Annotated in this window: 24 protein-coding genes; 9 read left to right on the top strand and 15 right to left on the bottom strand. The window is 62.7% G+C overall.

Features of this window, described 5'->3' with window-relative positions:
- The first annotated feature begins 82 nt into the window (after window positions 1-82).
- Complete coding sequence (locus AC0L3E_RS04370; protein WP_473604303.1) at window positions 83-697, top strand: hypothetical protein; 615 nt, start codon at window positions 83-85, stop codon at window positions 695-697.
- A gap of 111 nt (window positions 698-808) precedes the next feature.
- Window positions 809-1024, top strand: coding sequence for an SDR family NAD(P)-dependent oxidoreductase (locus AC0L3E_RS04365; RefSeq protein ID WP_473604302.1), 216 nt, complete (start codon window positions 809-811; stop codon window positions 1022-1024).
- A 23-nt stretch (window positions 1025-1047) separates the two neighbouring features.
- Here AC0L3E_RS04365 and AC0L3E_RS04360 read toward each other — a convergent pair whose 3' ends face one another.
- Window positions 1048-1953, bottom strand: a complete 906-nt coding sequence (locus AC0L3E_RS04360) for a S1C family serine protease (protein ID WP_027035235.1) — start codon at window positions 1951-1953, stop codon at window positions 1048-1050.
- A gap of 195 nt (window positions 1954-2148) precedes the next feature.
- On the opposite strand from AC0L3E_RS04360, the gene yghU reads away from it, so the two are divergent.
- Window positions 2149-3015, top strand: a complete 867-nt coding sequence (gene yghU, locus AC0L3E_RS04355; RefSeq protein ID WP_473604301.1) for a glutathione-dependent disulfide-bond oxidoreductase — start codon at window positions 2149-2151, stop codon at window positions 3013-3015.
- Between the two features lie 87 nt (window positions 3016-3102).
- Here yghU and AC0L3E_RS04350 read toward each other — a convergent pair whose 3' ends face one another.
- Together AC0L3E_RS04350 and AC0L3E_RS04345 are read right to left on the bottom strand one after the other, a co-directional pair.
- Window positions 3103-3405, bottom strand: a complete 303-nt coding sequence (locus AC0L3E_RS04350) for a DUF1236 domain-containing protein (protein WP_027035237.1) — start codon at window positions 3403-3405, stop codon at window positions 3103-3105.
- A gap of 575 nt (window positions 3406-3980) precedes the next feature.
- The gene (locus AC0L3E_RS04345; protein ID WP_306462370.1) at window positions 3981-4199 is read right to left on the bottom strand and encodes an exopolysaccharide production repressor protein; all 219 of its coding nucleotides are present in this window, start codon (window positions 4197-4199) and stop codon (window positions 3981-3983) included.
- Window positions 4200-4517: 318 nt separating this feature from the next.
- Between AC0L3E_RS04345 and AC0L3E_RS04340 the strand changes: the two genes are divergently transcribed.
- The 4 genes from AC0L3E_RS04340 (at window position 4518) to AC0L3E_RS04325 (ending at window position 6987) form a co-directional block, all read left to right on the top strand.
- Window positions 4518-4805 (top strand): hypothetical protein, encoded by a 288-nt coding sequence (locus AC0L3E_RS04340; RefSeq protein WP_128309776.1) that lies wholly within the window; start codon window positions 4518-4520, stop codon window positions 4803-4805.
- A gap of 337 nt (window positions 4806-5142) precedes the next feature.
- Window positions 5143-5343 carry a hypothetical protein gene (locus AC0L3E_RS04335; protein ID WP_473604300.1) on the top strand — a complete coding sequence of 67 codons (201 nt, stop codon included), beginning with the start codon at window positions 5143-5145 and terminating at the stop codon, window positions 5341-5343.
- 1054 nt (window positions 5344-6397) lie between these two features.
- Window positions 6398-6697 (top strand): DUF1236 domain-containing protein, encoded by a 300-nt coding sequence (locus AC0L3E_RS04330; RefSeq protein WP_127326587.1) that lies wholly within the window; start codon window positions 6398-6400, stop codon window positions 6695-6697.
- Between the two features lie 77 nt (window positions 6698-6774).
- Window positions 6775-6987 (top strand): hypothetical protein, encoded by a 213-nt coding sequence (locus AC0L3E_RS04325; RefSeq protein ID WP_127268529.1) that lies wholly within the window; start codon window positions 6775-6777, stop codon window positions 6985-6987.
- Between the two features lie 301 nt (window positions 6988-7288).
- Here the strand turns inward: AC0L3E_RS04325 and AC0L3E_RS04320 are convergent, their stop codons facing one another.
- Complete coding sequence (locus AC0L3E_RS04320; RefSeq protein WP_128309313.1) at window positions 7289-7840, bottom strand: isochorismatase family protein; 552 nt, start codon at window positions 7838-7840, stop codon at window positions 7289-7291.
- 41 nt (window positions 7841-7881) lie between these two features.
- The gene (locus AC0L3E_RS04315; RefSeq protein ID WP_473604299.1) at window positions 7882-9498 is read right to left on the bottom strand and encodes a WD40 repeat domain-containing protein; all 1617 of its coding nucleotides are present in this window, start codon (window positions 9496-9498) and stop codon (window positions 7882-7884) included.
- Window positions 9499-9670: 172 nt separating this feature from the next.
- On the opposite strand from AC0L3E_RS04315, the gene AC0L3E_RS04310 reads away from it, so the two are divergent.
- A complete protein-coding gene (locus AC0L3E_RS04310; RefSeq protein WP_127317985.1) occupies window positions 9671-9760 on the top strand; it encodes a putative RiPP precursor in 90 nt (29 codons plus the stop codon).
- A gap of 215 nt (window positions 9761-9975) precedes the next feature.
- The gene (locus AC0L3E_RS04305) at window positions 9976-10074 is read left to right on the top strand and encodes a putative RiPP precursor (RefSeq protein ID WP_127326585.1); all 99 of its coding nucleotides are present in this window, start codon (window positions 9976-9978) and stop codon (window positions 10072-10074) included.
- A 61-nt stretch (window positions 10075-10135) separates the two neighbouring features.
- On the opposite strand, the gene AC0L3E_RS04300 is transcribed toward AC0L3E_RS04305, so the two are convergent.
- The 10 genes from AC0L3E_RS04300 to AC0L3E_RS04255 all read right to left on the bottom strand — a co-directional run bounded on the left by AC0L3E_RS04300 (window position 10136) and on the right by AC0L3E_RS04255 (window position 22150).
- Window positions 10136-11092, bottom strand: coding sequence for a hypothetical protein (locus AC0L3E_RS04300; RefSeq protein ID WP_473604298.1), 957 nt, complete (start codon window positions 11090-11092; stop codon window positions 10136-10138).
- A 432-nt stretch (window positions 11093-11524) separates the two neighbouring features.
- A complete protein-coding gene (locus AC0L3E_RS04295) occupies window positions 11525-12295 on the bottom strand; it encodes an exodeoxyribonuclease III (protein WP_128290287.1) in 771 nt (256 codons plus the stop codon).
- 4 nt (window positions 12296-12299) lie between these two features.
- Window positions 12300-12944: an alpha/beta hydrolase family protein gene (locus AC0L3E_RS04290; protein ID WP_128309309.1), complete on the bottom strand. Its 645-nt coding sequence runs from the start codon at window positions 12942-12944 to the stop codon at window positions 12300-12302.
- A gap of 232 nt (window positions 12945-13176) precedes the next feature.
- On the bottom strand, window positions 13177-14292 hold the full coding sequence (locus AC0L3E_RS04285; RefSeq protein ID WP_473604297.1) for a tetratricopeptide repeat protein: 1116 nt from the start codon (window positions 14290-14292) through the stop codon (window positions 13177-13179).
- On the bottom strand, window positions 14289-15194 hold the full coding sequence (ku, locus tag AC0L3E_RS04280; RefSeq protein WP_024501732.1) for a non-homologous end joining protein Ku: 906 nt from the start codon (window positions 15192-15194) through the stop codon (window positions 14289-14291). The genes AC0L3E_RS04285 and ku overlap by 4 nt, the downstream gene beginning before the upstream one ends.
- Window positions 15195-15421: 227 nt before the next feature.
- Entirely contained in the window at window positions 15422-17914 is a 2493-nt protein-coding gene (ligD, locus tag AC0L3E_RS04275) for a DNA ligase D (RefSeq protein WP_473604296.1), read from the bottom strand.
- 43 nt (window positions 17915-17957) lie between these two features.
- Window positions 17958-18182, bottom strand: a complete 225-nt coding sequence (locus AC0L3E_RS04270; RefSeq protein ID WP_127317999.1) for a hypothetical protein — start codon at window positions 18180-18182, stop codon at window positions 17958-17960.
- 217 nt (window positions 18183-18399) lie between these two features.
- Window positions 18400-19581: a glycosyltransferase family 9 protein gene (locus AC0L3E_RS04265; protein ID WP_473604294.1), complete on the bottom strand. Its 1182-nt coding sequence runs from the start codon at window positions 19579-19581 to the stop codon at window positions 18400-18402.
- Window positions 19582-19684: 103 nt separating this feature from the next.
- Window positions 19685-20908, bottom strand: coding sequence for a GNAT family N-acetyltransferase (locus AC0L3E_RS04260; RefSeq protein WP_127269109.1), 1224 nt, complete (start codon window positions 20906-20908; stop codon window positions 19685-19687).
- A gap of 12 nt (window positions 20909-20920) precedes the next feature.
- Window positions 20921-22150: a GNAT family N-acetyltransferase gene (locus AC0L3E_RS04255; RefSeq protein ID WP_473604293.1), complete on the bottom strand. Its 1230-nt coding sequence runs from the start codon at window positions 22148-22150 to the stop codon at window positions 20921-20923.
- Window position 22151: the final 1 nt, after the last annotated feature.

Below are 22151 nucleotides of genomic sequence, written 5' to 3'. Positions count from 1 at the left end.
CGTCGGGGAGAAGAGAGGGCGCGCGATATTCCACCGCCATGCTATAGGACCGCAAGGTGTCAGTCTGGGGGAATATGCCACCATGAAATCTCTGCTGCTCGCTTTTCTATCTTTGCTGTTGCCGAGCCTCGCCCTTGCGGAGCCGATCGAAACCCGGAAAATCGTCACGGCTGTGACTGGCGACTTCAACGGCGATGGCGCCGTCGATCTTGCCATGGTGGTGGAGACCGAGCCCGGCCAGCCGATGGACGTCCACTTCTTCCTCAGGGACAAGGAGCACAATTACCTCAAACCCGTCGAGATCGTGCACGAGCAGATCGACGGGGAATGGAACGGCTACGACCGGCCGGGCTACGAGAACTCCGACACCGAGCCGGAACTGACGATGCTGCCCAATGGCTCGATCAAATTCTACCTGCCAGCGATGCCGGTCGGCAGCGAACGGACCGACATGACGCTAACCATCGCCTGGCGCAACGGTGCCTTCATCGTCGCCGGCTTCGCCTATAACCATGATGACTATTTGAAGGAAAATGCCGAAAGCGCCTGCGAGTACAATGTGCTGACCGGCAAAGGCACCAGCAGCGAAAAGCAGCCGGACGGCAGCACCAAGCACAAGACCGTCTCCGTCGAAGGCCAGGCCATCGCTTTCAAGGACTGGAACCCGGGCGCTGCCTTCACCGCTTGCGGCAACTGATCGCCCTGCATCATCGGCGCTTCCGATAGCGCTATCGGTTTCTTCCGTTTTCACTTGCCGTACCGAACTGCCAATTCCCTGCCCTTCTCCATCCAAGCAAAGGCAGAGCGAATGAGCATTTCAAATCAGAAAATCCTGATCGTCGGCGGCGGCTCCGGCATGGGTCTGGCGCTGGCCCGGCGCTGCGTTGAGGCTGGGGTCGGTGTGATCATAGCCGGTCGCGGCGAGAACCGGTTGCGGCAGGCGCGCGAGGCGCTTGGCAATCCCGACGAGGCCCTGGCCGCGATGGCCGAGCGGCTGCCGCCGGGCGAATTGGCAACCCGATGACATCGCGGACGCCATCGACGCGTCTACTGCAGCTGCGGCTTTTTCAGAAAACTGCCGCGGTCGGCCGATTTGACGCGCAGCCAGGTTTCGCGGCCGTCGCGCAGCACCCGCATCGGAATCTCGGCCCCCGCCGAGCCGCTTTCCCACAGCTTGCGATAGAAATCGGCCAGCCCGTCGACCGCGCCGTCGCGGATGTCGGAGATGATGTCGCCCTGACGCAGGCCGGCCTTGGCCGCCGGGCCGCCCTCGGTCACGCTCATCACCACCACCCTGCCGTCGCTTTCGGCCGACAGGGCGCCGAGCCACGGGCGCGGCGGCTTGGCCACCTGGCCGCGCGTCAGGAGGTCGTCGAGAATGGGCGGCAACAGATCGATCGGCACCACCATGTTGATGTCGGCCACCTCGCCGTTGCGGCTCATCTGTAGGCGCAGCGAGCCGATGCCGAGCAGCGAGCCGTCGGCGCCGAACAGCCCGGCACCGCCCCAGGACGGATGCGCCGGCGCAATGAAGATCGCCTCGTCGAGCAGATATTCCCAATAGCCGGCGAATTCCTGCTTGGTGACGATCCTGGCCTGCACCGACTGGCCGATGCCGTCGGCCAGCACGACGGCGTCGCCGATCCTGGCCTTGCCGGCATCGCCCAACGCCACGGCCGGCAGGCCGAGCGGCGCCAGCGCCTGCACCAGGCCAAAGCCCGATTCCTGGTCATAGGCGAGCGCGTGCGCGGGGATGACGCGGCCGTCATGGCTGGTCAGCCAGACCTCTTCCGCTTCGGTGATGAGATAGCCGATGGTCAGCACCAGCCCGTCATTGCGAATGACGACGCCGCTGCCTTCCCTGAGCGTGCCAAGCGCGCTGGCCGTAAAGGCATCTTCGGGGACAGTGGCCCGCACGGCAACGACCGAGCGCGGATTGGGATTGATGGTCATGCTTTTGTCCTGGATGGGCTTTGGTGACATCTTCTATAGGTATGCCACGCCGGAGAAGGCGCAAGGGCGAGGAAGTGCCCAATTGCCGATGTTGGCCCTGCGGGCATCGATAATAGTTCAACGCAAGTTGAACTTACACATCCGCAGCCCTAGTTTATGGCGACCTGCCATCTTTCCCCGACACGAGGCCACGAAATGACCGACTACACACCGCCGAAAGTATGGACCTGGAACAAGCCGAGCGGCGGAGCCTTTGCCAGCATCAACCGGCCGATCGCCGGATCGACGCATGACAAGGAACTGCCCGTCGGCAAGCATCCGTTGCAGCTCTATTCGCTGGCGACGCCGAACGGCGTCAAGGTCACCGTCATGCTGGAAGAGCTTCTGGCGCGCGGCCACAAGGGCGCCGAATACGATGCCTGGCTGATCCGGATCAACGATGGCGACCAGTTCGGCAGCGGCTTCGTCGAGGTCAATCCCAACTCCAAGATCCCGGCCCTGATGGACCGCAGCGGCAAGACGCCGGTGCGCATCTTCGAATCCGGTTCGATCCTGGTCTATCTCGCCGAAAAGTTCGGCGAATTCCTGCCGACCGAACAGCCGGCCCGCGCCGAGGTGCTGTCCTGGCTGTTCTGGCAGATGGGCTCGGCGCCCTATCTGGGCGGCGGCTTCGGTCACTTTTATGCCTATGCGCCGGAAAAGTTCGAATATGCCATCGACCGCTTCTCGATGGAGGTGAAACGCCAGATGGATGTGCTCGACCGCCGACTGGCCGAGACCGAATATCTCGGCGGCAAGGACTATTCCATCGCCGATATGGCGGTGTGGCCCTGGTATGGCGGGCTGGCGCTCGGCCGCATGTACAATGATTCCGCCGAGTTCCTGTCCGTGCAGGAATACACACATGTGCAACGCTGGGCCAAGGCGATCGACGCACGACCGACGGTCAAGCGCGGCCGCATGGTCAACCGCGCTTTCGGCGAGCCTGCCATGCAATTGCATGAGCGCCACGACGCCAGCGATTTCGAGACCAAGACGCAGGATAGACTGGCCGCCGAATAGGCCATAGCGGGTCGCGGCAAAGGAAACCCGCCACCGACGCGACGTCGGGGCGGGTTTTCCCCAAGGTCCAGTGCTGCGGGAACCCCCTTAGTGCAGCACTTCAACGATCTGGCGGGTCTCCGGATCGACGAGGACCGTCTGGTCATTGATCACGGCGACGCGATATTTGACGTCGGGCACCTCACGCAATTCGACAGTGTCCGGCACCGAGGAGCCGAGCTTGAGTTCGACCCCCAGAAGGTTCACCGAGGCAAGCGGTTCCCTCTTGATGTATTCGCGAACGACCGTCTCCTGCTCCGGCTGGACGACGACGACGCTCTCCGCCAGCGCCGCACCAATGCCGCCCATCAGGACGACTGCGGCCGCCGCGCTTGTAAGATAAAGTTTCATGACCGTCTCCTAGTGACAATTGAATTCCGCCCTCCATAAAAACTCCACCGCTGCCATGCGGTTCCATCGAACTTCAGAATTGAAGATGTTACGTTTGGCCCGGATATTAATTTGTTGCTGATCAGACATGCGGCAGACAGCGCAGAAATGCTTGAAAATTTGCACAAATGTGTACGGACATTAGAAGACGAAAAATTCCTGCTGTAGTCGGATTGGCGAAGCACCTGTCGTCGCCGCGTCAAATCAGCCTCGCGTCCCTCTATCTGGACGATGGGAGCACGAAAAAGGCTCGCCCCGCCGGGAGCAGAGCGAGCCATGACAGTTCCGATGGAGGTGGCAACCTCACCGGTACCGCTAGAGAACGCGGAGCATCATCACTTGTTCCACCTGACGGCCGGAGCTCCATGCGAAGCTGGTCGCGCATGCGTCATGTTCCCACGATAACGCTGCGCCGAAATCTCCGGCAGGGATATGCTCGGACGCTGTCTCGGTGACCAAACACCGTGGTCGCGCTGGTGGCGAGGTTCCCCGAATTGCCCGGGCGCACACGCGCGAGTGATCCTGGTTACCCGGTCTTAAAGCCGGACACCGTCGCGACGCAATGGCGGGAAGGCGTCTACCGGATCCTGGCTCGGCGCGATATCGTGCGAGCCCCTGAAGATCAGCCTCACGATGAGCACGAAGTAGCCGACCTGCAGGACAAGCAGCGTCGCTATCGTCCAGGCAAATGCCTCCCAGAAAGAGCCGGTAACCATATAGGTCCAGACCGCGACGATGATGGCCGTGGCTGACATTCCTACGAGAAACTGTCCAAAATACATGGTTTCCCAAAACCGTCGAAACCGCGGCGGTTTCGATCAGTCCCTGCCTCATTCCCATTTCCCGCGGACAACATTTCATTATTTTAGCAACTTCGCAAGTAAGTGACCGATCGCCACTGCGCGCTCTCCATTGCGCGGCGACTTGGCAACGGTGGCGACCCGGGAACGGCAGCGGGTGCTGGCGGGGGCTGCCAGCTGTCGGCAATCCAGAAGCACGCCTGCACTTCAAGCACGGGAACAAACGCCGGCACCCCGAGTTTCGCCTCCAGTTTTCAAGGAAAGGAGCCCAGCATGGCACCGCGCAACAAACCAGGCGCCGATATCGAAGGTGACGCACCGCAGGCGGACGGGCCGACCATCGAGCAGCAGGATTGGGATGCAATCAAGGGCGGCGAGATCCTGCCAGAGTCCGTGCCGGAAAACGGCGACATACGTTACGGCATCGAAAAAGATGGCGATCTGCCCGACGAGGACGACGATAACGCGTATCAGGACAGCGACGACGCCCTTCCCGATGATGAGGAAGAAGCCGCGATCACGCGCGATCAGAACCGCGAGGGCCCATTCGACGAGACGTGAGCCATTTCGTCGCCCGAGACATGACTGCCTGTTGTTGAACTTGCCAAAGCCACATTTTCCATGCCCGTTTCGCGGGAAAATGTGCTTGGCTGGCTAAGTTTTCCCCCTAAGCTTTATATCAGATTTACCTAAAATAGCGGAACATCCAAGGGACATTATCGGAACTGAACAAGGCCCCTTGGACTTTTGCGCACAACAGATAAGACCTTGGTCCTACAGGAAAAAGCAAAAGCCCGACCTGACCGATTGAAGCTCCGCCAAGGGAACATCGGGCCGCGCTTGTCGTTTGTCGCGAAGGTTCGGCACCCCTGGTGTGCCATATCCGGAGAACGGCGCGATGCCCCACCGATCCACCATCGTCAAGACAGGCCATGGTCCAGGCACGGCGATCGCCGTGCTCATGGTTGGATTGATGGCGGTGGGCATCGTCTTCCTCGTTCTCGGCAGTTCGCTCTACTTCAGCGAGCAGCCTGCGGATCAACGTGCCCTGCCTTCGCCGCCCGCTCGATCGACACACGATAGCAAAGCGGCAAACTGAACGAGCCCGAACCAATTGCCGAGCGATGGCGAGATTGCGGCCGCGCGGGTCCTCCAGGCTTCGTCCAGTGGAGCGGACGGCTTCGGGCGATGTATTGTCCACCGGAGGCTTTTGGCGCCGCTTGCATTAATGTGGAGCTCCAGCCTCGGCAAACGGCATTCTGCTCGGCAACCGCCGGAAAAATGCGGACGCCGAGCCGATCGCGCTGGTCAAGCCGCTAAGACGTGCTGGCTAGCTGCTAAAACCGAAGGATGACCGAGGGCCCGCGTCTGCGATAGCACCGGACGCGACGGCGACCATGCCGCCAATAACTACGGCAGACCCGTCTCCATCGCCGCCCGTGCCGGCGCCGGCGCCAGCCCCGATCCCAGTCCCGATCCCGGTCCCGATCCCAGTCCCGATCCCAGCGTCGATGGTCGACCGGCTGCACCTCCGCATGTGTACCGTCGTCGAAGGCCTCTGTTTGTGACGCCTCTATTTCATCGAGAATGCCGTTTCCGGCGCCTGGAACACCGGCCACTGCTTCGATCGGGCGAATTGCCCCTGCAAGGGCTGCTGCCCCGGCAATGCCAAACATTGCTGTCAAGAAGGATCGCCGATCCATAGTAAACCTCCCAACGTTGCTTAAGCTGAACGAAGCGCTCGCTTGCCGAATGAGCAGGCCCGCGCGTGGTGAAGATAGAGGATTCGCCAGCCGCCGAAGCGGCTTGCGAATCCTATCAGCGCAGGAAGGGACGTTGCTGCGCCGATCGACGACATGTCAGCCAAGGACTATTCCCATCACCAGAAAGGTGACGGCCGTCGCGAAATCGGTGCGAGCAACCAGCGCGCTTGGCCAACACTTTTGTCCATCTGTTTCTCCGAATCCGGGAGACAAACAGTCGTGAACAGAGAGCCGTTCCCGTCGGTAAGACCAATGCGCTCGCGGACCGGACTTAAGTCGCACTTCTCATCCGACCGAAGCCCCAGCGGAGGAACATTTTCATTTGGCTCAAGTTCAGTTGCTCGTCAGCGTTGGACGATCTTGTCATGCTGACTCGCAAGGAGAAACAGTATGAAAATGCACCTAACGGGCGCCGCTGCGGCGCTATTGCTGTTGGCCGGAGTCGGCGCCGTTGCCGCTCAGGATGTTGTCATTCAGCCTGAACAGGACACCGTCATCCGCGAGTATGTGAAGAAGCAGCCCCTCGCTTCGGTCAAGGTTCCCGGTGTGGAACTGAATATTGGTAGCGCGTTGCCGGAAACGGTCGAGCTTCATGAGATCCCCGATGTCCAATACCGCTACGTGGTCGTCGACAACCGCACGGTCCTGGTGGATCCGGGCACCCGCAAGATCATCAAGGTCTACGACTGAATTTCGAACGGTCCCAAACCCGCCGCCAGCCACGGCGGCGGGTCGCACATGTCAGGTTCCAATCAGGACGAGTGAAGATGACAAGCAAAGCTGTGAGATCCCCTGCTTTGGGCGTTCGCCTGGCCGATCTCCAAGCCAGAATGCGCAATGCGCGGGTGACGGATGCCGAAATGAAAACCTTTCAAAAGGTCGCGGCCATCATGGAAGATCGTCATGGCCGGATCGATGCCGACGACCTGATTGCGGCGTCGTTCCTCGCCGATCCGGTGCAGGAGCGACGGACGCCTTGAGGGGCATGCCGACAACCAGCAGACTTTTTGATTCCCCGTACCGGGAAAGCGCGCCGAAAGTCTCAGCCGAATCCGCACTTTTGCTCCGGCCTATTCCGCTTTCGCGGAAGTTTCGAGCGACCTGCGATGTGCAATGTTGCTAATGCGGCGGTACGAGCCGCCCTGGTTGACGCGGGCGCCCGAGCCATCCCAACAATGCGCCCCCCCGTCCGCGTCGACCACGGCAGCCGCCCAGCGCTGTCTTCCCTCGCGAACTCCTCAAGCCGGCCTGCCTGATGCGGCCTGCGGCGACGGTCGGGCTTCAGCCGCCGACAAGCGCCTTTGTGGTCACCAGATTGACACCGGCCTCCGCGAATTCGCCATTGTGCCTGGTGATGACCTGTTCGGCACTCTCGCTGGCATTGTCCAGCGTGCTGTGCGCATCGGACACCACGATCACGCCGAGCCCTCTGGCGATCGCGCCCTTGACCGTCGCGGCCACGCAAAAATCGGTCTGTGCGCCCAAGAGCACGACAGCACCCGCACCTTGCCCGGCCACCCAGTCGCCGAAGGCGGGATTGCTGAATGCATCGCGCACCGATTTGGCAAAGGTCGGCTCGTCCGCCGCCTGGCCGAGCGCGGGCCAAACCGGCCAGCCCGGCTCATCCGGTGCCAACGGATCGCCATCGGGTCCGTCATGCCTGATAAAAGCGACCTTGCGCCCGCCGCGCCGCGCCCAATCGATCACCGCCTTGGTGCGCTCGACGATGCCTGGCGCATCATGGATCGGCGGCTCGTGCACACCGTCGAACATGCCGGTCTGGAGATCGATGACAATGAGGGGCGCGTTGTCCGGGAGGCTGGGAGCTGACATGGTTTTTCATAGCACGGCGGACAATGCGATCAAGGTTCCGTTCACTCCGGCGCGCCGGCAAACAGCACGATGCTGTCGCCGCCGGCGGCCGGCCAATCCCTGATGGTGCGGTCGTTGCCGCCGGTCAGCACCGTGCCATCGGCGGTGAAGGCCACCGCGTAGATCGGGCCAGTCCGGCTATCGAACATCGCGATTTGGTTGCCGGTGTCCATGTCCCACAGCCGCGCCGTGCCGTCGAGCGAGCCGGAGACCAGGCGCTGGCCGTCGGCCGACAGCGCCAATGCGTAGACAGTGCCTTCGTGGCCTTCAAAGCGGCGCGCTTCGCGGCCGCTGTCCAGATCCCAGAGCTTGATCGTGTAATCGCCACTGCCGGTGACCAGATGATGCCCGTCGGCGGTGAACGCGGCGCCATATGTGCCTCGCTCATGCCCGTGCCAACTTCGTAATTGCTTGCCGCTTTCAATGTCCCAAAGTTTCAGTGTGCCGTCTATGCTGCCGCTGAGGGCTTGCCTGCCATCGGGCGAGACGGCGACGGCGCTGACCGACCAGCCGTTCCCGCTCATGGCGTGCAGCACAGCGCCCTTCTTGAGATCCCAGACGATGACATTGCCCGTGTCGTGCCCGCTGATGGCATGTTTGCCGTCCGGGCTGATCGCCAGCTTTCTGACGCCGCCATTGCCGCCCGAGGAGAAGACATGCAGCACCGCGCCGTCGGAAAGTTTGCGCTGCACGATCTCGCCGTCGTCGCCGGCCGTCAGCGCGCTGACGCCGTCGGGCATGAACAGCGCCGTGCGGGCCATATCCTTGTGCACGCCGAGAGTGCGGATCAGCTGCTTGGCGGCGATGTCCCACAGCTTGATCGTGTGATCGGTGCTGGCGCTCATGACCGAGTGCCCGTCGGGCGCCACCGCCAGCCAGACGACCGAGTCGCGGTGGCCCTCGGGCTGCGTCGGTAGCGGCGGCGGAGCCGGCGGCAATGGCGCCACGATGGGCGGCGGAATGATCGCGACCTCCGGCGGCGCAGGAGGCGCGAGCGCGGTCGGCGGCACTAGCGTTGGCGGGGTCGGTTGCACCAGCGCCGGCGGCGTCAGTGGGACCGGTGCCGCAGGCGGATTGGCGGCCTCCGGCGGCGAAGCAGCTTCTGCTGGTGCAGGCGGTGGGGCTGCCGGCTCTGAGGCCGGCGGCGCGCTGGCGACATCCTGCCCCTTGGGTTCGTTGGCCTTCGGCTCGCCAGGGTTGGGTCCGTCGGCCTTCGGTTCGACGGGCTCGCTGGCTATGTCGCCGCCCTCATGCCAAGGGCCGAACCGGTCGGCGGCCAGTGCGGCGACCACGACCAATGGCAGGACGAGAAAGACTCTGCGCAGGCCGGGCCTGCCAGCGTCCTGCATCTCCGCCGCGCGACCAAACAGCGGCGCGCCCGCTGCTTGGCCCGACCGGTCCGGCAAGAGGCCGGCCCAAAACAGCCCTGCACCAAGCAGGCAGGCGAACGCCGCCACCAGGAACCCCGCCAGCCGTAACGAGGCTGGATCCATCGGCGGGCCTGAAAAGCCGCGCCAGAGGAAAGCCTCGCCGATTGCCGGCCAATAGATCCGCGCCAGGCAGCCTACGGCGACAACGACCAGGGCAAGCGCGAGCAATCTGTCGGCACCCTTGTTCATTGAAACCCCTCGGCGTTGTTGCGGCCCTCACCATGTGACGGTTGCCCGCCGCATGTCGACGCCAAGACTATCAGCCGCAAGCTCGTGTCGCCAAGAGCCCGTGTGGACGCCCGGCTTGGTTGACACATCTTGCGTATCTGCCATTCTCGCGTAGGGATGAGGAGAGATTACCATGAAGAAGACTTACGCGAAGCCGGCTTTCGTCAAGAAGGGCAAGCTTTCAGCCGTCACGGCAAACGGCTCGACCAGCGCCACGATATAATCTGGCACACTCTTGGCCGAATCGTGCCTGGCGCTGGAGCAATTCCAGAAAAAGCACCGAAGGCCTTCGATCCGGAATGGCGTAAACAAAGAATTGGAGGGCGGGCGCCTTGCCGCTCCTCCTTGGATTTATTGCAGTTTTACCGATTTCAGCCGCATGGTTGACAGATGGCCGCAGTCTGGCATCATCGGATCGGGATTTTAGGAGAGTCTGATATGAAAAAGATCTATGTGAAGCCATCGTTCTTGAAAAAAGGCCGGTTGTCGGCGGTCACTGCGGCCAACGGCGCCTCGATTATTATTGTGCCGGGCTGACCGTTAACATAACCTGATTGAAGCGGGGCGAAATTTCGCTCCGCTTTGGCATGCCTAAATCTCAGCGCGTTAAGACCAGATCGTCCACGACCATTTGCCAATAGTGCTTCGTCGAAAGGCGAACACGCGTTACAGCTTTGAGCATTGGGGCGTAGTGCAGCGGCGTCAGCGCCGACAGCGTGACCTCGTCGCTTGCAATCAGCTGCTCGCCAAGCCAGCTTTCGATCAGCGCCACCTCCCCTTCTGACGCCAGCCAGGCGGCGCTCAGCATGACCGAGTGAAAGCCGAACGGCCGTTCGCAGCTGAATTCGGCCGGCAGCCCGCTGCTGGTGTAGAGCACATGGTCGCCGGAAACATTGCCATTGACATAGCCCTGGCTATCCTTGGTGAAGTCGCGGGCCATCGCATTCAGGTTGCGCCACGCCAATCCGGCATGGCCAGCCGGAATTTTCCTGAGGCTGCGCGACGTCACATCGTCGAAATCGATCGTTTCGAGGGCGGCATCAGTGTCGATGCCGGCGCGTTGCGGCGACAGCAGGCCTAGATCCGCCGAGTAGGGCGACAGCGTCAGCCGCCGCTCCAAGCCGCCGCCGCTGACGCTGACCGTGTCGGCTTCTTCAGCCAAGTCGAAGCTGAAGACGGCACCCGGGGCCAGTGCCCGCGTCTCCAGGACGTGCCCGTCCCCCGACATGGAGAGGGTCGCTGGTCCATCGCCGGCAACGCGCCCGCTGACGCGGCGCGGCGGTGCCAGACCAACCGGCAGCAGCATCTCCTGCGATACCATCCCGGCCGGCGAACCCGGCAGCGGCATGAAGCGTCGGGACTGAATGTCATTTTCGCTTTTCGCCTGCCAGCCGGGCGGCACCGAAACCACAAAGCGCCAGTTGCCCGGCTTGCGGATCACGGCCTTTCTGCTTTTCACCGACATGGGAAAATTGGCAAAGCCGGCATTGTTGGTGCGCGCGGATGCGGCGAGCTTGCCCGCTTCGTCATACAGCCGCACCATGATCCCGGCCATCGGCCGGTCTCCGGCGCCGTATTTGCCGTCGCGATCGACATCGAAATAGACGAAGGATGAGTAATTGAGCATACCCCCGCGGGCATTCCAATCGGTACGGACGGCATAGTCGGCAGCCGGATTGGTCTGCCGCCGTCCCTTGCGACGGCTGCGCTTCCGCCACAGCAGCCAGGACATGACAGCAGCCGCAAGCACCACAATGGCGACGGCCAATATCGAGACAGCGCCCAAGTCAGGCATGGAGCCTCGATCCACAAATCTCCTGGGGGGTTGCGTTCACGGGCGATCCGGCTGCGTTGGAGTACTTTGCCGACAGGTTATTGCATGTCGGCCAAAAGCGAACCCGGATTGGGACAGCAACATGCATCGAGGCAAAAGACTTTAAGCGCGTTGCAGGGAGCCGTTCAAGCGCGACGCAATGAAAGCAGTCGCCTACTTCAATTCCACCCACACCGGCGCATGGTCGCTGGCGCCGTCCTCGCCGCGCACGTCGCGGTCGATGCCGGCGGAGGTCAGGCGGCGTGCCAGTTTCTTCGACAGCAGGATGTGATCGAGCCGAAGGCCGGCATCGCGCGGCCAGCGGTTGCGGCGATAGTCCCAGAATGTGTAAAGCGTCTCCTTCGGATGCTTCTTGCGCAGGGCATCAAGCCAACCCTGATCGAGCAGGCGCTGGAACGACGCCCGGCTTTCCGGCTGCACCAGCGCGTTGTCGTCATAGGAGCGGGTGGCGTAGATATCGCGCGGCTCGGGCACGATGTTGTAGTCGCCGGCCAGCACCACCGGCAGGCCGGTGTCGAGCAACTGTTCGGCATGCACCTCCAGCCGCGCGTGCCAGGCGAGCTTGTAGGCGAATTTCGGGCCGGGCTGAGGATTGCCGTTCGGCGCATAGAGACAAGCGACGATGATGCCGTTCACCGCCGCCTCGATATAACGGCTCTGCCTGTCGGCATCATCGCCGGGCAAGGCATCGCGGGTCAGCACTGGCTCGGCGCCCCGTGCCAGGATGGCAACACCGTTCCACGTCGGCTCGCCCTTCCACACCGCGCCATAGCCGGCCGCCGCCAATGCCGAGCGTGGAAACTGCATGTCGCGCGCCTTCAGCTCCTGCAGGCAGGCGACATCGGGCTTTGCCACAGCCAGCCATCCCAGCAGGTTTTCAAGCCGGCTGTTGATGTTGTTGATGTTGAAGGAGGCGATCTTCATCGCTTCAGGAAGCGATCCGACCCGACCACGCCTTGACCGTCTCGGCCAGCGTCTTCAGATGGTCGGCCGCCGAAAATCCCGAGATGCTCTTGCGAGGCTTGAGATCGTGGTCGCCGTCCTCCAGCCAGATGACCTCGATGCGATCGGAAAGGTCATAAGTCGCAACCTCGTCCCTGGTGCCGAACTCGTCGCGGGTACCTTGGAAGATCAGCGTCGGCGTCTTCAGATCGGCAAGGTGTTTGGTGCGCAATTGCTCGGGCTTGGCCGGCGGATGGAAGGGATAGCCGAGGCAGACCAGCCCTGAAATCTCGCCCTTGGCAAACATCTCGTCCGCGACCATGGAGGCGACGCGCCCACCCATCGACTTGCCGCCGATGATCAGCGGTCCCGTCACGCCCTTTGCCCTGAGGTCGGCTGTCGCCTTGATATATTCCGGGTTGACCGTCTCGGCTCGCGGCGGCGGTTTGCGGTGGCCGTAGCGGCGGGCAGCCATGTAGTGGAATTCAAAGCGTGCGACCTGTAAGCCGGCCGCGGCCAGCGCCTTGGCGGTGGCGGTCATCGAAGGCGAATCCATCGACGCGCCGGCGCCATGGGCGAGCAGGATGGTGATGGCAGCGGTGTCGGGACCGTCGAAGAGGAAGGTGGTCATGCTGTGATGTCCGGCGCGACGGCGACGCTGCTGATCTCCCCCCTCGTGGGGGAGATGCCCGGCAGGGCAGAGGGGGGCGTGAAGGAATGCCAGCCTTCGGTCATGCTTGCGTGCGGGAACACGCGCCAAAATTGGCCGATCTGTTGGCGGGACAGCGCCCCCCTCTGTCCTGCCGGACATCTCCCCCACAAGGGGGGAGATTGGCTGTCATCGCGGCCTTCGCCAATCATGTTCACCCCGCCGTCCGCGCCAACTGCAGATCCACGAACTGCACCCCCTTGGCCGCCACCCGCGCCCATTCCGAATCCGCGTCGAGTTCGAGATAGCGCACCCACAGGCGCCGCGCCTCCGGCAGATTGCCGGCGTCGAATTCCAGTCGGGCGAGGTTGAACACCGGATCGGCATAATTCTTGTCGAGCGTGATCGCCTTCTGCAGGTGCCTTCGCGCCGAGGCTTCGCGACCTTGCTCGCTCATCAGTCCGGCCAGGTTGAACCACGCCTCGACGAAGGCCGGGTCGAGTTTTATCGCATTGATATAGTCATGAGCGGCGTCCACCGCGTGGCCGCCGGCGCGCAGGCAGTTGGCGCGGTTGAAGGCGGCAATCGCATCGCTCGGATCGATGGCCAGGCAACGCTGGTAGAGCGCGGCGGCCCCATCATGGTCGCCCTGCTCCTCCGCCGCTTCCGCCTCGGCGAACAGCTCCTCCAGCGTGTCGTCACCCTCTGCCCCGGCTGTTCCGAGATCGAACAGCAACTGCCCATCGAGTTCGCTCTGGCCGCCTTCGAGATAGATGGCATCGGCGCGCCCATGCTGCGAGCCGACATTGAGCGACTTGGCGGTCAGCGACGCCACCGGGCCGGAGCGGTGGACGGAGCGCGCGATCGCCCCCCAGGTCGCGCCGCCGGCGATGAGCCCGGCATATTTGCGCGCCAGGATCAGGTCGCGGAAGGAATAGGGTTCCGCGTCATGCTCGAACGCATCGAACAGCGACAACAAATCGAGGTCGGCGCCGGATAGCCGCGACTGATCGATCAGCGATTGCCGCGACAGCGAAGACGCCTCCGGTGTCTTCATCAGTCCGAGAAGGCGCAGGAATCCGTTCTCGCTGATCAGCGTTCGACCGGCCGCGCGCTCGGCGGCGACACTGCGCTCGATCCCGGCATCGCCGTTTTTGACGAGGCCTGCCCTGGCGAGAAGTGTCCGGCCGAAGACGACATGTGTGGTGCGCCTGGTGATACCGCGCCGCAGCTGGCCGTGCCGGCGTTCCACTTCCCGCGCAGCCAGCCTGAGCGGAAAAGCCGCCAGCGCGCCTATCGTGCCGAAAACAGCGCCGGTCGGTGCCGTCATTTCTTGCTCTTGCCGACCGCCTTCAGCAGATTGGCCTTCAACGGATTTTCAGCAGCACCACCCGCTGCCGCCTTCTTCGCGGCGGGCTTGGCAACCTCGTCGGCCTTGCTTTTCGATTTGGCCGGCGGCTTCGATTGCGACAGGCTGGCCTTCAGCGCATCCATCAGGTTGATGACATTGCCGCGCTCGGGTGCCGCCGCGATGATCGGCTTGTGGCCTTTCAGCTTCTCGCGGATCATCGTCATGAGTGCCGCCTCGTAGCGGTCCTCATAATTCTTCGGATCGAAGGTGGTTTCCTTCTGCTTGATCAGCGCCTCGGCGAGCTGCAGCATTTCGGGGTCGGGCTTGCCAGCCGGGATGTTGCCGAAATATTCAGCCGTGCCGCGTACTTCGTTCGGGTTCCTCAAGGTACACACGAACATACCGTTCTCGCGCGCGCCGATCGTCACCACGCGCTCGCGGCTGGACAGCACCAGGCGGGCGATCGCCAGCTTGCCGGATTTGCGCATCGCTTCGCGCAGCACGGCAAAGGTCTCTTCCGCCATCGCACCGTCGGGCGCCATGTAGTAGGGCGCGTCCTGATAGATGACATCGACCTCGTCCTCGTCGACGAAGGCCTCGATGTTCATCGTGTGATTGGATTCGATGCGCACCGCATCGAGATCGGCATCATCGATGATGATGTACTGCTTGTCCTCGTATTCGTAGCCCTTGACCAGATCAGCACGCTCGACGAGCCCCAATTCGGGGTCGACCGGTTTCATGTTGATGCGGTTATGGGTCTTCTTGTGCAACTGGTTGAAGCTGATGCGCTCGCTGGCGCTGGTGGCGGGATATAGCCGCACCGGACAGCTCACGAGGCTGAGTTTGAGGTAACCTTTCCAACTTGCCCTGGGCGCCATGAAACACTCCTACGCGGCCATGCACTGACATTTGCTGCAGCGCTTTTCGTCCGAAGGACGATTGGCGCCGAGGAAATCCTACACCGACCCCACACGATACAGGCAAATCCCTGACGAAATCTTCCGGTACGTCTTTGAGGTCGTGGCGGAGAGAATAATTCAAATTGTCGGAAGCGTCGATGGACTTGGAATTGAGACGCTGGCGGGACTGCGCCCTCATCTCGCGACTACTTCCTCGTTCCCCCGAACACCGGCAAATCCCGCGCGAACTCGTCGATCTCCGCCCACGGATCACCCGACGTCGCCAGCAGCCCCGGCAGGGAGGAATAGTTCAGATCCTGCGGCGCATCGATGGATTCCAGATCGCTCCAGCTCACCGGCGTCGAGGCCGGCAGATTGGTGCGGGCGCGCAAGGAATAAGGGGCTGCGGAGGTGTGGCCGCGCGCATTGCGATGATAATCGATGAAGATGCGCTTCTTGCGGTTGTCCTTGCCCATGGTGGTGGTGAAGGTGTCCGGCGCCGTTGTCGCCAGATGCGTGGCGATGGCGCTGGTCGCCTGGTGCAGTTTCTTCCAGTTCTGCTTGCCCGTCACCGGCACGGTGATGTGGATGCCGCTGCCGCCGGAGGTCTTGGCGAACGGCACCAGCCCCAGGCGCTCCAATTCGCCCTTGATGTGCACGGCGGCCTCGACCACCTCGCGCCAGGTGATCCCTTCTCCCGGATCGAGGTCGAGGACGATCTGGTCGGGTCTGTCGAGGCTGGTGCGGTGAGTGCCCCAGGTATGGAACTCGACGACGCCGAACTGCGCCAGCGCCAGATATCCTTTCGCGCCTTCGACCGAGAGATAGGATTTGGTCTCGCCCTCCGAATTTGTCGCCTCGAATGTCACCACCGAGGGCGGCATACCGGTGAAGGCGTGGCGCTGGAAGAAGCAATCCTTCGGCAGGCCGGTCGGGCAGCGCACCAGCGACACCGGCCGGCCGAGGATGTGCGGCAGCATGAAATCGCCGACCAGCGCATAATAGACGGCGATGTCGAGCTTGGTCGGGCCGGTCTTGCCGAACAGCCGGCGCGTCGGGTTGGTCACCCAGATGGTGGCAAGGTCGGCCTCGGCGATCAGCCGCTTGCGTTTGGACGAGACCGGCGTCGACAGGCCGACATCTCTCAAACCGCGGAAGACGCCGTGGCGCAGTGCGTTGTCCGATGTGCGGTTGGCGTAATGGATGCGCGCCGACAGCAGCGGCCGCACCCAGTTCATCTCGCGCATGATTTCGCGCGGGACGCCCTCGGGCGCGGTGGCGCCTTCCCGCAGCGGCTCCAGCCTGGCGAGCAACTCACCGGCGGTGGCGGCATCGAAACCGGTGCCGACCTTGCCGCGATAATGCAATTCACCACCCTCGAACTCTGCCATGCCGAGCGCCGCCAGCCCTTCGGCCGCATCGGAGATGGTGAAGCCTGCGATGACGAAGTCGTCCGACAGCAACGCCTTGGTCTTGGTCCAGCTTTTGCTTCGGCCGCTCTGATAGATGGCCGTGGCGCGCTTGGAGACGACACCCTCCAGCCCCAGTTCCGACGCCTGGTCGTAGAGCCCCTGCCCCGAGCCCTCGACATGGTCGGAGAACTGGATGGCGGAATTGGCGCCGAGGCCCGACAGCATCTGCGCCAGCAGCGCCTTGCGCCGGACCAGCGGCGCCTTGGTCAGGTCCCAGCCGTCGAGATGGAGAAGATCGAAGGCGTAGAAATGGAGCTTGCTGCCGGCGCCCTGCGCCAGCGCATCCTGCAGCAGCGCGAAGCGGCTGATGCCCTTGGCATCGAGCACCACGATCTCGCCGTCGATGATGGCGTCGCGGCACGGCAATTTGGCGAACGCATGCGGCAGGTCGCCATAGCGCTTCGTCCAGTCGATGCCGCCACGGGTGATCAGCTTGACCGCGCCCTCAGTAAGATGCGCCATGGTGCGGTAGCCGTCGAATTTGATTTCGTGCAGCCAGACTTCCCTTGTGTCCTCGCCATCCGGTGGTTTTGGCACCTGCGTCGCCAGTTGCGGCTCGATACGGGCAAGCATGGGGGCCTTGAACGCACCCGGCAGCGTGCCGGGCTTCAGCGATCCCTGTCTGGGCGCGGGTTTGGCGGCTGGCTTCGCCGGCGCCGCCAGCTCCTCGATGCGCAATCCGGATTTGACGCTTTCCGGCCGGGCCGTGAGGATGTCAAGCGCGGTGTCGGCGGCGAGGTCGCGCTCCTTGAACAGCAGCCAGTTCTTCTTGTTTTCGTCTTCCCCGGGTTTCGGCTTCAGCCGGGTCAGCATCCAGCCGCCATTGAGCTTGTCGCCGGCCAGCCGGAACTTGAAGGCGCCGGTGCGCAAACTCTTTTCGACATCGTCCATCGGCGCCCAGCTGCCGGTATCCCAGACGATCATCGGCCCGCCGCCATACTCGCCTTCGGGAATGACACCTTCGAAGTCGATGTATTCGAGCGGATGATCCTCGGTCTCGACCGCCAGTCTTTTGTCGGCCGGATTGAGCGAAGGGCCGCGCGGCACCGCCCAGCTTTTCAAGACATCGCCGACCTGCAGGCGCAGATCATAATGGTCTGCGGTGGCGTGGTGCTTGTGCACGACGAAGCGGTTGCCTTCATCCGTGATGAGGCCGCCTGCCGGTTCCGGCGTTTTGGAAAATTCACGCCTCGCGCGGTAGGATTGGAGCTTTGGCGGGGTGGTCATGGCAAAGGTCGAAGCACGGAGGCCAGGAACAAGCCAGTCGCGCTCAATCGTCAGCAGCCGGCGTCAACTCGAGCTCCGCCGGCGACAGTCCCTGCTGCAGCTGGCTCAGCCGGAATTCGTCGACCCAATAGGCCTCGCCGTCGACCAGAACCCGGGCCTGGTAGCTGCCTGCCGAAAAACGCTGCGCGGTGATGTAGACCTTGTGACGATCGAGCGCCTTGCGCACCGCGGCGCGCTTGGAATTCTGACCTGTGACGGGACTGAACATGACACTGCCCTCGGTCGCCCCAGACACACAACGCGGCCGCTGCCGGCAGCCTGACGACTGGGGTCAAGGATGGCGGAGACGCGCCGTCCTGTCAATTTCGCGGACAGCGCAGGATGCGGCCCGGTCAAATTTACCAATCTTTTGAAGATGTTTGGGCTTTGGCCTGAATCAAGACGTGAAGCGCGCCGTCAAACAATCGCCCGTCGCTGCCGCCCTGCTACGCGGCCGGCATGCCCGAATGAGCAGATTTTTGAACTTCCGTGCCGATGAGATCGAGTGTCGCCGCCGCAACATCGGCAACCTGGAGCCGCTGGACGCAATAGACCCCACCGGCGTTGTTTTCTTTACACACACCTGGAGCGATGCATGGGCAAGGCATGGGCGGCTGGAGCGTCCGGTTGGGAACACCGAACGGGCCCCATTGCTCTGGCGACGTCAGACCGTACAGCCCCACCGCTGGAGTTCCGACAGAGGCCGCGATGTGCATCGGGCCGCTCTCATTGCCAAGAAAGATCGACGCTTCGGCCAACAATGCCGTCAGGACCTCAAGCGAGGCTTTTCCGACGACACTTGCGACCGGCGATGCTGCCACTTCAAGGATCCTTTGCGCGGCAAGCCCTTCATCCGGCCCGCCAACAAGGAGGGATCGCAGCCCGGTTTTGGCGTATACTTCGTCGATGACCGCAGCAAAATGTTGCGGCGGCCAACAACGTCCTTCGAACCTCGCGCCGGCATGCACGGCCACGTACGACTTCTTCGCCAAAGCGTTTTCCGCAAGAAGCCTGGCACACTCTTCCTGGGCAGTACTGGTCGGCTGCAGCCGAGGTGTTGGATCCTCACAATCCAGCCCAAGGGCGCAGAGTGGAGACAGGTTCCTGTAGAGATAATGCGGTCCGCCATGTCCGAAGGTCGCGGCGAGAACGTTTGCAAGCTGGATTTCCCAGAACTTCATCGGATGCTCGGAAGGATCGAAGCCGACGCGAAGTGGAGCGCCGATCAAACGATGCATGATCCGCGAGGTTTTTGAATCGGTAAGGTCGATGCTAAGATCAAATCTTCGATGCCGCAGATCAGAGATGACGCCACGATAGTCGCTCAAACGCTTGCGCAGAGTCCTTCCTCTGCCACGGGATTCAAAGCCAACGGCAACATCGGCGATCCCTTGCGCGACGATGAACTCCTTGAGACCCGGCGCACAAAGCATGGTCACCGATGCTTGTGGATAAGAAAGACGTAGATTGCGAACCAAAGCAGATGTCAGAACGACATCTCCAATGTACTTCGTTTGAATAATGAGGATGGAACGAATCCCATCTCCTACACTTGCATTCATCGAGATGATCTGCCGAAAACGCCAACTTAAAAAAATCCGCCCGTGACACTCATTTCTGAACGTCAAGCTGCGCTTTCAAATATACAGCTAACCAACCCTGTCAACAAGCTTCCCGTGCCGGCCTTGGTGCCTCTGCATCGGTCGCCGCAGGGCCAGCAAGCGCTCCTCCTCAGTCCTTCAGTCGCCGCAAGCGGCGCGTCAGGCCCTGGACGGCCTTGAGCAGCCGGGGACGCGACCGCGTCATGCCTTCGACCCGGCTGCGCAGCAAAATGGCTGCGTTCGCAGCCCTGCCCCGCACCGTCACCGGTTCACAGATCTCGGCCAGAACCGAGCTCGAGGCGCCGATATGTTGCTTGTAGCCCTGGCCGCCGACCGACAGGTCGAAATAGTCGAAGCCCCGCTCGCATCCCCACATCATCAGCTTGCCCATCGTCGTCAGGCCGGGTGAGACATTGGCGACCGCATTCTGGTCGATGCCGAGCAGGAGGGCGTGAAGTGTGCCTTTTCTGACCAGCACATAGATGGAGGCGAGCCAGGCTTCACCGACGCGTAGTCCGAAGAGCCGCACCGATCCATTGGACAGGCCTTGCAGCGCCGCGGCGCGGTAAAAATCGACGACCGGCGCCTGCGTCAGGAGGTCGAAACGCCCGAGCTCACGGAAACGCTTGAGCCGCAGTTCCAACAGAGCATCCAGGAGCTCCTCGGCCAGATCAGGCGTGTCGGCCTCGATCAGAGCGAGGCCACCAAGCTGTTCGAAGCCGCGACAATGCTTGCGGAAGGCCTTGGCGAAGGACGGCTTGCAGATCCGCTTGATGAGCGTCTCCGGATCGCCATGCAGGACGAGGCCGGAGCTGACCTGGATGGAGTCGCGCGCCACCGAAAGCAGTGCCAGCGGATTGGCCACGCCGTGGACCTGCTGCGGAATTCCCGCGATATGGATGCGATCCGCCGGTGGCAGCACGGCACGGACCGCCGCCCACATGGCGTCGGCACTCTGCCTGGTCCACTCTATCCCATCCGCCAGCAGCGGCACTGAGTAGTCGCACACGCGACAGCTCAGCCATTCGATCACGTGGTGGCCGAAGGCCCGGCGCCGCATCAGCGGCAACAGCATGGCCGGCGCGCCGGTCACTGCGTCACTCACCTCGACGAGGACCAGATCCGCGTCTTTGGGCTTCAGCCGTGCGGCGATTCCTTCGACCCAGGCATAATGCTGGTGGGCAGTGCAGACGCCGTGAGCTTCAAGGAGCAGCCATAGCAGCCTTACGGTGTCGAAGCTGGTGTGCAGCCGAGCCGTGAAGTGCGCGGTTGCATCAACGTTGGCGACAGTCGGGGAAACCGGCCCACCGGGCAAATCCTTTATCGGAGTCGTTCCCGCCGCGTAGCTTGCCACATGCTTCTCCCGTCATTCTGATCCCCCGCGCAGGCGCCGCAAACCCCGCATCAGTCCCTGGAGCCTCTTCAGCAGCCGAGGTTTGGAGCGCACGAACACCTCGGCCCGGTTGCGGATCTCGATGGCTGCGCTCACGGCGCTGCCTCGCACCGTGATCCCGTGGCAAAGCTCGCGCAGACCCGAACCCAAGGCACCCATATGCTCCTTATAACTCTGGTTGCCTACCGACAGGTCGAAATAACTGAAATCGCGCCCGCGCGCCCAGCTCATCAACTTGCCCATGATCAGAAGTCCAGGCGAGACATTAGGCACCGCGCCCTGATCGATTGAGATCAGCAGAGCATGAACGGTGACTTGATGGATCAGCAGGTATTGGACCGCGATAAGAGCTTCACCCACACGCAACCCGAAGAGCCGCACCGACCCATCCGACAGGCCCTCGAGAGCAGCGTTTCGATAGAAATCGACAACCGCCGCCTGCGTCAGCAGGTCGAAGCGGCCCAGTTCGCGAAAGCGGCTGAGCCGCATCCGGACCAGGCCGGCGAAGATGACCTCCACCAGGGCCGGCGTGTTGGCTTCGACCAGTTCCACGCCGCCAAGCCGTTCGAGGCGACGCCAGTCCTTGTTGAAAGCCTTGACGAAGGATGGCCGGCATAGGCGCTTGAGGACGGTCTCCGGATCGCCGTCGATGGCGAGGCCGAAGCTGGTATGCAGGGAATCGCGCGTGGCCGCCAGCAGGGCCAGCGGATTGGCGACACCGCTGATCGATTGCGGAATTCCCCTGATCTGGATACGGTCCGCCGGCGGCAGCACGGAGCGCACCGCGGCCCACGCGGCCTGCGCCGACTGCGTCGTCCACGGGCTCGCATCGGCCAGCAACGGTGCCGAATAGTCGCAAACGCCACAGCTCAGCCACTCGATCACCCGATGGCGGAAAGCCGGTCGCCGTATCAACGGCACCAGCATTCGCGGCACGCCCGTCACGGCGTCGTTTACCTCCACGATGAGCAGTTCCGCACCTTCAGGCATCAGCCGCGCTACGATCCCCTCGGCCCAGGCATAATTCTGGTGGGCGGTGCACACACCGTCCGCCTGAAGGCGCAACCAGAGCGGCCTCACCGCTTCCAGGCTGGTGTGGAGCCGCGCCGTGTATGCATCGTTGGAGACGACGACGGCCGGATGGGAGGACTGGCCATCGGGCGAGCCGGTCACCGCAGCAATTTGCACCGCCTGGACTGCCATA

The sequence above is a fragment of the Mesorhizobium sp. WSM4822 genome (assembly GCF_055811155.1).
This window is presented reverse-complemented; position numbering and strand designations above follow the sequence as displayed.